At 71.2% G+C, this 12919-nt stretch carries 13 protein-coding genes; 8 read left to right on the top strand and 5 right to left on the bottom strand.

Going from position 1 to position 12919, the window contains the following annotated elements; all coding sequences use genetic code 11:
- The 3 genes from BMY97_RS45390 to BMY97_RS45380 form a co-directional block, all read right to left on the bottom strand.
- Positions 1-933 (bottom strand): VirB4 family type IV secretion system protein (locus tag BMY97_RS45390; RefSeq protein ID WP_342744089.1); only part of this gene is annotated, 933 nt, incomplete at its 3' end.
- A complete protein-coding gene (locus BMY97_RS45385) occupies positions 930-2093 on the bottom strand; it encodes a PrgI family protein (RefSeq protein ID WP_091629846.1) in 1164 nt (387 codons plus the stop codon). The genes BMY97_RS45385 and BMY97_RS45390, both read right to left, overlap by 4 nt.
- A complete protein-coding gene (locus BMY97_RS45380; protein ID WP_177231876.1) occupies positions 2090-3652 on the bottom strand; it encodes a TrbL/VirB6 family protein in 1563 nt (520 codons plus the stop codon). Before BMY97_RS45380 ends, BMY97_RS45385 begins: the two co-directional genes overlap by 4 nt.
- 103 nt (positions 3653-3755) lie before the next feature.
- Here BMY97_RS45380 and BMY97_RS47650 point away from each other — a divergent pair, with 103 nt between their 5' ends.
- Positions 3756-3929: a hypothetical protein gene (locus tag BMY97_RS47650; protein WP_177231875.1), complete on the top strand. Its 174-nt coding sequence runs from the start codon at positions 3756-3758 to the stop codon at positions 3927-3929.
- A gap of 346 nt (positions 3930-4275) precedes the next feature.
- Here the strand turns inward: BMY97_RS47650 and BMY97_RS45375 are convergent, their stop codons facing one another.
- A complete protein-coding gene (locus BMY97_RS45375; protein WP_329065525.1) occupies positions 4276-4617 on the bottom strand; it encodes a pilin in 342 nt (113 codons plus the stop codon).
- A gap of 161 nt (positions 4618-4778) precedes the next feature.
- Positions 4779-5801 (bottom strand): hypothetical protein, encoded by a 1023-nt coding sequence (locus BMY97_RS45370; RefSeq protein WP_177231874.1) that lies wholly within the window; start codon positions 5799-5801, stop codon positions 4779-4781.
- 562 nt (positions 5802-6363) lie between these two features.
- On the opposite strand from BMY97_RS45370, the gene BMY97_RS45365 reads away from it, so the two are divergent.
- From BMY97_RS45365 to BMY97_RS45335, 7 genes are all read left to right on the top strand, one after another.
- Positions 6364-7359: a hypothetical protein gene (locus tag BMY97_RS45365; protein WP_091629844.1), complete on the top strand. Its 996-nt coding sequence runs from the start codon at positions 6364-6366 to the stop codon at positions 7357-7359.
- Complete coding sequence (locus BMY97_RS45360) at positions 7352-8299, top strand: DNA methyltransferase (protein WP_091629842.1); 948 nt, start codon at positions 7352-7354, stop codon at positions 8297-8299. The genes BMY97_RS45365 and BMY97_RS45360 overlap by 8 nt, the downstream gene beginning before the upstream one ends.
- 50 nt (positions 8300-8349) lie before the next feature.
- Positions 8350-9087 (top strand): recombinase family protein, encoded by a 738-nt coding sequence (locus BMY97_RS45355; RefSeq protein WP_177231873.1) that lies wholly within the window; start codon positions 8350-8352, stop codon positions 9085-9087.
- Positions 9084-10325: a DNA-methyltransferase gene (locus tag BMY97_RS45350; protein ID WP_143086530.1), complete on the top strand. Its 1242-nt coding sequence runs from the start codon at positions 9084-9086 to the stop codon at positions 10323-10325. The genes BMY97_RS45355 and BMY97_RS45350 overlap by 4 nt, the downstream gene beginning before the upstream one ends.
- Positions 10322-11224: a DNA-methyltransferase gene (locus BMY97_RS45345; protein WP_245787830.1), complete on the top strand. Its 903-nt coding sequence runs from the start codon at positions 10322-10324 to the stop codon at positions 11222-11224. The genes BMY97_RS45350 and BMY97_RS45345 overlap by 4 nt, the downstream gene beginning before the upstream one ends.
- Complete coding sequence (locus tag BMY97_RS45340) at positions 11221-11469, top strand: MerR family transcriptional regulator (protein ID WP_245787829.1); 249 nt, start codon at positions 11221-11223, stop codon at positions 11467-11469. Before BMY97_RS45345 ends, BMY97_RS45340 begins: the two co-directional genes overlap by 4 nt.
- Before the next feature lie 89 nt (positions 11470-11558).
- The coding region (locus BMY97_RS45335) for a site-specific integrase (RefSeq protein ID WP_143086529.1) at positions 11559-12919 on the top strand (1361 nt) is incomplete at its 3' end.

Here is a 12919-nt window from a genome sequence, read left to right as displayed (position 1 = left end):
GAACGGGTTGATCCGGACCTCGGGGTTGCCGAGGTGGATGTAGGTGCCGCCGATGGCCTCGCAGAGCCGCCGGTATTCGTCTTCGGGGTCGATGATCGCGACCTCGATGCCGCGGTAGAGGCTGCGCAGGGTTTCCAGCTTCACCAGGTAGGACTTGCCCGCCCCGGACCGCCCGAGGATGACCGCGTTGTAGTTGTCGGCGGCGAACCGGTCCCAGTGGACCAGGCCCTGGCTGCCGATGTTGAACCCGTAGAGGACTCCGTCCGGCGCGGCGACGCTGGTCGGGTCGGCCGGGGGCAGGTCTGGGCTGGTGAAGGGGAACGCGGCGGCCAGGGCGGCGGTGTCGAAGGTGCGGCGCATCCCGATGAGGTCCAGCGCCAGCGGCAGCGTCGACACCCACCCTTGCAAGGACCGGTAGGTGGTGGGTTGGGCGTTCATCAGCAGCGACGCCGCCAACGCCCGTACGGCGGCGACTTGCTCGGCGAGGTCATCCTCGCTGGTGGCGTGGACGGTCAGGTAGAGGCCGAGGCGGTAGAGCTTGCCTTCGCCGCGGGCGATGCGGGCGGACAGGTCGTAGGCGTCCTCGGTGGCGGCCTCGACCATCGGATCGAGCAGCCGCCCCTTGTCGCTGGTGTGCCGGCGGCCGGACTCGAGCTTGGAGAGCTGGCGCTTGAGCCGGTTCGCGGCGGTGACCGGGTCGATCGGCTCGACGTGCAGGGACACGTCGACGCGGCCGGGGTAGGACAGCAGCGGCTGCAGCCACCCGGCGTGCACGTCACGGGGATAGCCGGTGACCGCGAAGGAGGAGACCCATTCGCCGCCGATCTCCAGATGCCGGGGCGCGACCGAGAGCGAGTCCGGGGTGAACGCGCCGGCTCTGCCTGCAGGCGCCGGCGATCCTGCATGGCGCCGGATGCCGCGGTTCCTGCTCATAAGTCACCGCCTTCCCACTCGTCGAGCGCCGCCATCGCCGGGGCCGTGCTGCCGGGTTCGCGCTGGTCGGCTGTCGTCCGGTGCGGGGCTGGGGGTTCATCGTCGGGATCGGCGGCGGTGGTGATCACCTCATCCGCGCCCGCTAGGCCTGCGGTCGGCGGGATCAGGCTGTCTGGGTTGCAGGCGGTGGCGAGCACGGCGGTGGCCTGCCCGGCGTCAAGCGGGGTGACGGTGATCCCGGCCGGGGCCAGCAGCTCGACCGCTTCCCCCAGCCGCCGCACGAGCCGGGTTTCCGCCGAACGCCGCGCGGCGTCGGTGACCTGGCCGGCCCGGGTCCGGCCGCGGCGGGCGCGGAGCACGGCGAGCGGGGACGCGCCACCGAGGCCGTCCGTCGGGCCGGCGGGGCGGACCGGTTCCCGCAGCACGATCAGCACCTGGCGGCGCAGCAGATCCGTGGAGCGCCGCAGCTGATCGAGATAGGTGGCGTGCTCGCGGGCCGCGGCTTCGAGCCGGGGGTGCGGCAGCCCAGGGGCAGCCTGGTGCAGGTCGCGGATCTGCCGGCTCAGGTCGAGGCGTTCGGCCCGGATGAGGATCTGCACCGGCGCGGAGATCGAGTGCAGATACCGGCCGAAGGACGCGACCAGCGCTTCCTGCTCGCCCGGGGTGCGGAGCGCGAAGTTCACCGTCGAGGCCACCGCGACCATGGCCACGCCGTCGGTCCCGAGGTCGATGACACCGGCGTCGGTGACGCCTTCGGCGGGCAACCGCAGCGCCGCCGGGGACACCTGCCAGCCGTCCGCTGTGCCGGTGGGATCGCTGGTGGTGATGTGGCTGGTCAGCCAGTCCGGGGCGGTCCGGACTCCTTCGGGTGCGGCCACTTGATGCCGTGGTTGCAGTCGCTGGCGGATCGCGGCGAGCAGGAGCCGGTCCAGGCTCATGCCGTCGCGCCGGCCGAGCACCAGCACCGCTGCCGCGGTCCCGATCGGGACCGCGAGGATGAGGAACACCGGCAGTGGCACGACCTCGCGGGTCAGGGTCCACGCGCCGTAGAGGACGATCCCGGTGATGGCGAGGATCGTCAGCTGCCGTGCGGTCAGGTTGGCGAGGATGCGGTCCTCGCGGTCGACATCGGACGGGATGCGCACGGGCTGCTGGGTCATGACGGTGTACCTCCACGGGACGGAGACTTCGGCGCCGGTTTCGACGTGGGCGCCGGTGTCGGCGGTGGGGCCGGGGCGCGGAACGCGAGCGGCGGCACGGACGGGGTGCGGGGCCGGGCGTCGCCGAGACGCGGTTCGGGACGCGCGGGCCGGAACACCGGGGCAGCAGGCGACGGCGCTGCGGGAGTGACCGGCCGGGACATGTGCCCGGGCTCCGGGGTGGCCGGCTGGAACCGCAGGTGCGGCGGGACCGCCGCCACCGCGACCGGCCGCGCCGGAGGCGTCGAGCTGCCCGCGCGGGCCGGCGCACCGGGTGCCTGGAACCGCGGCGTCGTGGCGGGCTTCCCGCGGTGCCTGGCCGTCGGCGGCGGGATCGGTGTGGCGGGCCGGGCCGGGGAACTGAACTCGGGCAGGGCCTGCCGCCCGCCGAGTTTCAGGGCGGGGTCGTGGGTCGGTGTTTGCGGGCCGGGTTGCAGGAACCGCGGTTCCTGCGAGGGCCGGCGTGGCTGCCCGGCGGCGCGTAGCCGCTCGGCGTTGTACTGCTCGCGCATGCGCTTGTTCACCGCGTCCGGGTTCGGGGCCATCCGGGGTGGCGGAGGCCAGGGAGGATCACCGGCGCCGGTCCGGCTGCCCATCCCGGGATTCCGGGTGGGTGTGGGCATGGCGGGGGTGCGGGAGGTGGCGAATCGGCTGCCGCGGCCGGCGATGGCGCCGAAGGTCTTCGCGGCGATGAAGGTTTTGATCAGGCCGCCGAGGAAGGAGCGGCCGGTGCCGAGCTTGGTGGCGGAGAGGAACCAGAACGGGATCTTGAACAGGATGTAGAGCAGCCCGAGCGCGGCGAAGAGCATCATCAGGCCGCCGCCGAGCGAGTCGAACAGGTGCACGCTGCCGTTGAGGAAGGTGTTGATCGCGACGATCAGGGTGAGTGATTGCGCGATCTGGATGCCGAGGGTCGCGCCGAGTGCCCGCCAGCCCCAGCGGGCGATGCCGTCGGTGTGCGGGAGTCCGTGGCAGGCGACCCACAAGGGCGCGGAGACGATCAGGATCAGCGTGAGGATCATCCGCACCACGTAGATCAGCAGCAGCGCGACCACGGCGATGACCAGAACCCCTTGCATCAGGATCAGGAACAACCCGCCCGAGGCGGCGGCGGAGTAGGCGCCGTTGATTGCCCCGGCGAGGGTGTCGCCGAGTTTCGGCGGGTCGATGCCGCCGTCGAGGACGGCGGCGGACAGGGCGTTGGCGAGCCGGATCGCCTTGTCGATGAGGAACAGCGACAGCATCGAGGCGACGAACGACACGATGAGCCGGGGCGCGATCTCCTTGATCGAGTAGCGGCTCTGGACCGACTCGTGCGCCATCACGATGATTCCGCCGACCATGATCAGCCCGCTGTAGCAGGCCAAGACGATCAGCCACGAGTGGTTCCACAGGTTCGTCACGCCGGGCAGCGAATCCAGCGTGGGTGTGGAGAACGCGGTCTCGCCGAGCAGCTTCAGGAGCGGGTCGAGCGCCGAGGTGACCAGTTCGCGGAACACGGCGTTGATCGCCGCGGTCATGCAGCCGCTGATGTTGGTGATCCCGCAGTCCGTGTCGCCCCCGGGCAGGCTCGGACCCGGTTGCCCCGGCCCGGCGGAGGGCGGGGCGGGATCGGGTTGCGGGATGCAGTCTTCACCGGCACACGGCGGCCCCGGGCTCGCACTCGGCGCGCTGCTCGCGCCGCTGGGTGTGCAGCCGATCTGGCCGGGGAAGCAACTCGCCGGCGGTGGCAGTGCGGTGACCGGCGGCAGCGGGCTTGCCGGCACCGACGGCCGCGGCGACCCGGTCGGCAAGTGACACGCCGGGTCCACCGAATCCGGGGCGCACGCGTTCGCCGGCGGATCGGCGGGAAGAGGCAGCGGCGGCGCGGACGGCGCAAGCGCAGCCTCCTGCGCGCCGGGCCGTGCGGGAGGTTCGGGCGCCGCCCATGCGTTGATCGCCAGCAGACCGGCGAGTACCACGATCAGACCGAGTGCCAGCAGCCGCAGCCATCGCCGCCGGGAACCGCGGCCGGCGCGTTCGGGGGTGGTGGGGGCGGAGCAGGCCCCGCTTGCGGCGTGCCGGTGGAACGGAGCGCACGCCGGTGCCGGGGGCGCCGCGATCGGGTGCGGGCTCACGGGGACGTCGGGTCTCGGCCATGACCTCAGGCCCCGACAATCCCGCGCAGGATCTCGACCACGAGTGGCGCCAGGACAGCCAGCCCGTAGCCCCATCCGGCCGACTTGAACGCGCCCTTGGCCTTCTCGACTTCGGCGGGGTCGCCGTTGGCCAGCAGGTACCGGACCCCGCCGAAAGTCAGGATCGCCGTCGCCAGCCCGGTCAGGATGCCGAAGAGCCAATTGCGGACGTTGCTGAAGACCTGCTCGATGCTGGTCGCGATCGCGAGGACCTGAGTGGAGGCCTGCGCCGGATCGGCGGCCAGGAGGCTGAGCATGACCGCAGCCACGATCTCCGCGGCGATCAACCGCAGGACCGTGTTGCGCACGGACGACGCAGGAAAGATCTGATGACCATGCCGGCTGCGGTGGAGGGTTGACCGGCGACGGGCAGCAGCTCGCGCCCGTGGCTGTCGCCTGGTCAGACCCGCTGGGACCGGCGTGGACGGGGACAGAGGTGAGTGGGTGTGCTGGGTTAGGGGGCGATGGGTCAGGCGCATCGGCGCACCTCCGAAGTCGGCTCGTGCTCGGCGGTACGCGGAGAGCCAGAGGGGGTCTCCCCGCGCCCCAAGAGGCCGGATTTCGGGTCGTTTTTCGACACCAAGCGTGAAGATTTCTTCTGACCAGCGGGTTTACCGTTCCGCGGACGGCCACTCACAGCACGTGACGAACGCGGTTCTTCGCTGACCGGCGCGTCGGGGGTGCCGGGGTGCAGGGCGGTCAGTGCGGCGTCGGCGACCGGGTCCTCGGAGTCGGTGTCGCTCACCTGCTCCCGCAGCCAGGCGACGAGTCGGTCCTCGGCCCGATCGCGCGCCTTGAACGCGGTCTTGAGGACCGTGCCGTGGCGCTGCGCCCAGTCGGTCATCGACGTCTCACCGAGCCGGGTGGCCGAGACCAGCTCGGCTTCGGCCGGGGTGAGAATCCGGTCCCCGACCGCCCGCGCGAGCACCAAGTCCGGGTGGCCATACGGCGGACGCGGCGCCGCGGAGCGATAGCCCGTCCCGGCCGGCAACGGCGCGTCGAGCGACTCCTCCAACGCCGCCTGCCCGGCCCGCCGAGCCGCGTAGTGCAGGCGCACGACGATGCCGGGATCGGACAGATCCACCGTCGCCAGCGCCTGGACGAACCCGGCGAGCACGGCCGCGTGCACATCCGCCCGCTCGCCCCGGTACCGGGCGGCCAGCCACCGCGCGCTCGAGGCCAGCGACGGCAGCGCCATCCCGACACACGCCACCGTCCACGCGCCCCCGCGGGCCCGGGACTGCAGCACCAGATGAGCCCACACGTCATCGCGCGTCCGCGGCGGGCACTGCTTACTCATCACCCGGTCCCGCAACTCGTCCAGCGGCACCGGCCGCCGCGGCAACCCCGGGAACCGGGACCCCTGCACCGCCATCGGCTCCGGCCCGGTGACCAGCCAGCCGAAGGCATCGCGCGCAGTGTCCAACGGCAGCCACTCGTGACCCTCGTGCTCGCCCCGGATAGACGCGGAAACAGCGTCGTCGTTCGTCATGGTCCTGCTCCTGTTCGAGGTGTCGGAATCAGCCCCGTCAGGACGCCAGAACGACGACAAGAAAAGAACAAGAAAAGAACAAGAAAAGAACAAGGACCAGCTTTTCGGGAGCTATTAAAGCTACTAAACCCGCCCCGGGTGAAACGATCCAGACTACTCCCGAGCCAGGTGTGGGCGGCGTGCGCCCGCGCGACCTTTAGTAGTGTCTGGCCTGGTCTTTTAGGCGAGTCTTAGTAGCCCGGCCACCGCCTGAGGTGGAGATTCGAGGCTCGCACATCCTGCGGGTGGCGGGCGTCGGGTACCCGTGAAATTGCCCCGCTCATCGGCTTCGACGTCAAGGGTGCGGGCAATCTGGTGAATGTGGATGCCGCCACAATCGGGTTTCCGTGCTGCTCGGGCGCGAATATCCCATGTAGCTGACGTGCGCTCACGAGGGTGAGGGCCGGGCACGTCGGAGTGGTCCCGAAAAAAGTTGCGTTCTTGGTGTCGAAAATCCGGCCCGAAACCGGCCTCTTGGGGTGACCTGGCAGACCACGCCGACCACCCGCGAGGAAGGCCACCGATGACCTCGACACCGCACCCCGAACCCGGACACCGCCCCCGCCGCCGCCTGCGTCGCCGCGCCGCGACTCCCGCGGCGCACGCCGGCCGCGACCGACTCCGCACGCGCTCCCGTACCACCACCCTCGGAGGTATCCGGACCGCCCGCCCGACCACGCTGTGGCCTTTCGGCGACGCCGAGGTACTGCCCGGCACCGCGCTGCTCGCCGGCTGGCTCGGCCGCACGATCCTCACGCTCGTCACCACCTACACCCGCCCCGGCGACCGCGTCCTTCTCCTCACCCCACCGCTGCCCCCGCGCCCTCCTTCGCGAGCCCCCTGCCGCACGCACGAGGGCGACCCGTACGCCGGACTCGCCGAAGCGGTCTGGACCGTCGCCCGACTCGGCCGCGGGGTCGACACCGCGACCGCAGCACCCGGTCCGGACTACCCCGACGGCGACATCAGGTCGGTCTGGCGCGCCGGAGCCGAGTCGGGGTCGCGACCCCGACTCAGCCGACTCGGCCTGCGCCCGTCGGCCGGTCCGAACCCCGACTCCGTCTCCCCGCGGGACCCGGCCGGAACCCGACCGGACGGCGGGTTCGATCTGATCATCACCGCGCTCGACCCCCACGCCACCGACTGGCTCGCGTGCACCGACTGGGGCGCGCTGCTCACCCCGCACGGCCTCGCCGCGACAGTCACGCACAGTGATTCGCACGGCGGCCGGCTGCTCGACCCATACTCGGTCATGGTGGAAACGCTGGGTAGTTACGGGCTGCGGTGTCTCGACCACATCGCCGTGCTCACCGCGCCGGCACCGGACCGGGTGGCCAGCTCCGCGGTCGGCGAGCAGACCGGAGCCGCGACGCTTGCACGCGGCCGATCGCCGCGCGCCGGCGTCGCCGGTCCGCCGCCGGTTCGCCGGGTGCACCACGACGTCGTTCTGTTCGGACGGCTGCCGGCCACCACACCGGAGGACGGCGCCACCGACGGGAAGGAAACTTCGGATGTCTGAGTACGCCGACGAGTGGTTCTCCCGGCCGATAGGGGAGCGTCCCGAGGGGCCGGTGCTGACGTCGGTCTGGCCCACGGGCAGAGCCAGCGTGGCGGCCCAGCTGGACGACGACGGCTACCACGACGCCACCGGCACCGACCCCGCGCTGATGGCTCCGGCGGTCGCCCGCTACGCGATCGCGGCGTTGACCCGGCCCGGGGGCGTGGTGCTCGATCCGGACTGCGGAGCGGGCACGACCGTCGTTGAAGCGCTGCGCTGCGGGCGGCACGCGATCGGGCTGACCGGGCAGCGCCGGTGGTGGCGCCTGGCCCGCGCCAACGTGACCGCGACGAAGGCCCGCGGGGTGTTCGTGGACGGCATGGTCCTCGTTCTCGACCGCCGCCCCGGTACCGCGGCCGCCGCGGCAACGGCGGGGCTGACCGGGCGCGTCGATCTCCTGCTGACCACCCTTCGGCCCACCGGCCCGTACGGCGATCTCACCGGTGCGCTGGACCGGCTGAACCAGTTGCTGATGCAGTACCGGTCGTTGGTGCGGCCCGGCGGGCACGTGGTCATCACCTGCCCTCCATTGCGCCATCCCGTCCGGCACGATCTGCTCGACGTCCCCGGCCAGATCGCCCTCCTCGGCAGCACGGCGGGGCTGGCACCGGTCGCCCGTTGCCTGGCGCTCACCGCCACGGTGCGGCGGGGCCGGGCCTTCACCCGCGCCACCCTCGCCCAGCGCCGCGCCGCCGCCCGGGCGGAACGCGCACTCGGGCACCCGGTCGCCCTGCCTGCCCACCACACTGTGCTGGTGTTCAGGGCCGACCCCGACGCCGCCGAACCGGCGCCGGCGCTGTCTCTCCCGCTGCCGCCCGCACCGCGACGACGGCAGCGGCGCGTGCGCGGATCACGTCCGGATGGGGCTCGGCCGGAGACCACCGTGGGGGCTGCGGCATGAGCCGGCACCGCTGTTTCCGAACCCCACGGGGCCGCACCGAAGGGGCCGTCATGAACACCACGACTGAGCGGGGGCACCGTCCGCATCGGGTGCCACGCCGGGGCGATCCCGTGCTGTATCCCGGCGCGCAGGACCGCGCGCCGGACTCGGAATTCCGGAGCCGGCGGCAGCGGCTGCGCGAATACCTGGCCGAGCGATTGACCGCCCCGTACGACAACGACGGCGGGAGGCGGGAAATCGCGGATCGCGGGATTCGCGCGTACCAGCGCGAGCTGGCCCGGCGATCGCGCGGAGCGCTCCGGCAGAGGACTCGCGAAGGCTGGTGGCACGGGCCCGCGCCCTACGGCTACACCCTGCAACGCCACCGGGCCGGGGACCGGCGGCCCCGGCTGGTCATCGACGAGCTGCGGGCGCCGGTCGTGCCGCTGATCTTCACCTGGTCCCTGCACGGCAACCTCAGCGACCGCGCCATCGCCCGGCGGCTGACCGAACAGCAGCACCCCCTGCCTGTCGACCCCGTTTCCGGCTGGCCGCGGGCATGGAGCTGGGCGATCGTGCGGACCGTCCTGACCAACCCCGCCTACCTCGGCTACGTCACCCGTGACCGCACCGTGCGCGGAGCTGCCCAGCCACCGGAGTGCTGGACCTGGTCCCGGCAGCGCAGCCACCCGGCGCTGATCTTGCCGGCCGCGTTCTGGGCGGTCCACACCCACCGGTCCCGCGAAGCGCCGGCGTGCCCGGACACCGGCACCACTGCGTTCGACAGCGACCACCAGGAGGCGGCGTGAATCAGCATGTCCACTACCGCGACGACGCGGTCACGCTTTACACCGGCGACGCCACCACCACCCTGGCCGGCCTGCCCGACCGCTCGGTGGACTGCGTGGTCACCAGTCCGCCGTACTGGGGACTGCGCGACTACGGAACCGGCACCTGGGCCGGCGGCGACCCCGGCTGCACGCACCTGGCGGCGGCCGGCCGCGGCAGCAACCTGCCCCAGCCGAAACACCCCCGCGTGGCGTATCCGGCGTCGGCCGCGCAGCGCGGTGCCGCGCCTCAGCACTGCCGCCGGTGCGGCGCCCGGCGCGAAGACGAACAGCACGGCCTGGAGCCGTCCCCGCAGGACTACGTCGATCGGCTCCGAGGTGTCTTTGCGCAGCTGCACCGCGTGCTGGCCGACACCGGAACGGTGTGGCTGAACCTCGGCGATTCCTACTCCGCCGACCCGCCCGGCCCCACCCGGGGTGACGCGATGCGGGCCAGCACCCTGTCCGGCCGGACCGCGGCGGCACCGCTGCGGGACTCCGTCCGCAGCGCCGGCGTCCGCCGCACCCAGAGCGTGCCCCGCAAGAACCTCCTTGGCATACCGTGGCGGGTCGCGTTCGCGCTGCAGACCGACGGCTGGATCCTGCGGAACGCGATCGTGTGGCACAAACCCAACGCCATGCCCGAATCCGTCCGGGACCGGCTGTCCAACCGGTACGAGATGCTGTTCCTGCTTGTCAAACAGCAGAAGTACTTCTTCGACCTCGACCCGGTCCGCGAACCACCCGCACGTCCTGCATCGCGCAGGGAGGGCAAGCTCATCGGCGGCTCGAACAAAGACCGCGTTACCGGGATCGACGTGACTGCACGGCACCGCGGACACGGGGCGTACGGCAAGCACCGCGATGCCAGCCCCTTCGCGGAGGGAGGGCACCGCGACGAGGTGCGCCCGACCGGGGCGCAGCACACCGCAGTGCCCCAGCGTGGCAAGAACCCTGGCGACGTCTGGTCCATCACGACCCGCCCACTGCGGGAAGCGCATTTCGCGGCCTTCCCGATTGATATCCCGCTGCGGTGCGTCGCCGCCGGTTGCCCGGAGGGCGGGGTCGTGCTCGACCCGTTCAGCGGCGCCGCCACCACCGGCGTGGCCGCACGTCAGCTCGACCGCTCCTACATCGGGATAGATCTCAACCCGCAGTTCCACGACGTCGGCCTCGGACGTCTCGGCCTCGCCACGGACGGCACGGTGAAGGCTGCATGAGAACCTTCATCGCACCCTGCCGCCGGCGCGAGGATGCCGCCCCTTCCATCTCTGATCCGGGAACTGGGAGCGGGGAGCTGCCCGAGGACATGGGGCTGACGGCGAAGGCGGTCACGCTGTGCGTGGGGGATGCCGCGGAGGTGGTCGCGGGGATGCCGGCGGGATCGGTGGACTGCGTGGTGACGTCGCCTCCGTATTGGGGGTTGCGCGACTACGGGATCGAGGGTCAGTACGGGGCCGAGTCCACTGTGGGTCGTTACGTCGCGCGGCTGACGGGTCTTTTCGACGAGGTACACCGGGTTCTGTCTCCTGGCGGGACGGTGTGGCTGAATCTCGGTGACAGCTTCGGCGGGTCGTGGGGAAATTATGTGGCCACCGGGTCGATGGCGCGGACCGCCCGGGCACGGTCCGCGTCCAGCTATGGGGCGCACCGGCCACCGCAATCGGCTCACCGAAGTAAGGATCTGGTCGGTGTGCCGTGGCGGGTGGCGTTCTCGTTGCAGGAGAGGGGCTGGGTGCTGCGGAACGCGGTGGTGTGGGAGAAACCGAACGCGCGCCCGGAGAGCGCGCGGGACCGGCTTGCCCAGCGTTACGAGATGGTGTTCCTGCTGACCAGGTCGGAGTCGCCGTGGCTCTGGCCGCGTGCTGAGGTTGCGGCGGATGTGTGGCGGGTGCCGGCGAGGCGTGCGGGGGTGGGGCATCCGGCGGCGGGAACGTTGGAGGTCGCCCGGCGTTGTGTCCGGCTGGGGTGCCCGCGTGGTGGCGTGGTGCTGGATCCGTTCTGTGGCAGTGGAACCACGGGCCTGGCCGCACTGGAGCACGGCTGTTCGTTCGTCGGTGTCGATCTGGACCCGGCCTGCCACGACCTCGCGTATCGCCGGCTTGCGGAGGTGTCATGAGAATTGAGGGGGCTGTGCCGGAGGGTGATGCGTCGGCGGTGATGACGGTGGCTGAGCTGGCGGCGTTGCCTGCGGTGGTGGATCTGATGACGGCGGCGCGGGCGTTGCGGATCGGCCGGACGACTGCGTACTCGCTGGCGCGTGCGGATGATTTCCCGTGTCCGGTGTTGCGGGTGGGCGGTGAGTACCGGGTCCCGGTCGTGGGGCTTATTCGGGTGCTCGGTCTCGATCCGTCCATCGGGTGAATCTGTTGTGACTCGGGCTTCCCCGAGGGTGGTCTGCAGCGCGAGTATCGCGGCAACCCGCTGATTCGACCGAGAGATGGTGAGTAAGGATGGCGGAGGGATCGGTGTACAAGCGCTGTTCCTGCAGGGACAGCAACGGCCGCGAACTGGGGTCGGCGTGCCCGCGGCTGGAGCAGAGCCGGCATGGGCAGTGGTGCTACCGGGTCGAGCTGCCCAAAGACCGTGCAGGGAATCGGCGTCCGCGGCGGCGTAGCGGCTTCGAGACGGCGAAGAAGGCGCAGGAAGGTCTGGATCACGTCGGGAAGTTGCTTGCCCTAGCCGGTGATGACGAGGACATGCTGCGCAAGATCGCGGATGTGATCGCGGCGGCGATCTCGGCTCGGCAGAAGCTGCCGGAGGTCGAGGACATGCGTCGGCTGGTGCGGGCTGGTGCCGCCGTGCTGGAGCATCCGTTGATGGACGGGGTGTTCACCGCGTTCCTCGCGAAGAAGAAGGCGACGCGCAGCCGGAACACCTACCGCTCCTACGAGTCACACGTGCGGCTCTACCTTCGGCCGCACCTCGCACACATCCGGCGGGACAAGCTGTCCGTGGCGCATCTGGACGGCATGTTCGACGCGATCGTGGAGCACAACGATGTGATCGCCGAATACCGCGCCAGCGGTGATCCGCGGAAGGTCGCGGCGGTGAAGTGGCAGCGCCCGGTCGGTCCGACGTCGATCCGCCGGATCCGGGAAACCTTACGAGCGATCCTGAGCCCTGCGGTCAAGGAAGGCCTGCTGACGGTGAATGTGGCGTCGTTAGTGGAGTTGCCACCGGCGAACCGGCCGATACCGAAGGTATGGACCGAAGAACGGGTAGCGCGGTGGCGGCTGACGGGTGAGATCCCGTCGCCGGTGATGGTGTGGACTCCGGCACAGACTGGCGGGTTCCTCGACTATGCGGTCAACGACCTGCTGTATCCGTTGTTCCATCTAATTGCTCATGTCGGGCTGCGGCGCGGGGAGGCGTGCGGACAGCGCCGCTCCGACACCTACCTCGACGCAGCGACGCTCGAGGTGGCGAATCAGATCGTGCAGTACGGGTGGGAAACCGGGCAGGCCTCGCCGAAGACCACCTCGTCCGAAGGCTTGGTCGCGTTGGATCGCGACACGGTGCTCGTCCTGCGTCAGCATCTGGCGGACCAGGACACGGCCCGCGGCCGGCTTGGCTCGGATTGGGTCGAGAGTGGCCTGTTGTTCACTCAGCCTGATGGCAGTCCGTTGCATCCGGCGGATGTCACGGCGAGGTTCCAGGAGCTGGCGCGTCTGGCTGGGTTGCCGCCGATCCGGTTGCATGACCTTCGCCATGGTGCGGCGACGTTGGCGCTCGCGGCTGGTGCGGACATGAAGACGGTGCAGAACATGCTCCGGCATTCCTCGATCACGGTGACCGCAGACACCTACACCAC

This window comes from Amycolatopsis saalfeldensis, from assembly GCF_900110575.1.
Taxonomy (GTDB): domain Bacteria; phylum Actinomycetota; class Actinomycetes; order Mycobacteriales; family Pseudonocardiaceae; genus Amycolatopsis; species Amycolatopsis saalfeldensis.
This window is presented reverse-complemented; position numbering and strand designations above follow the sequence as displayed.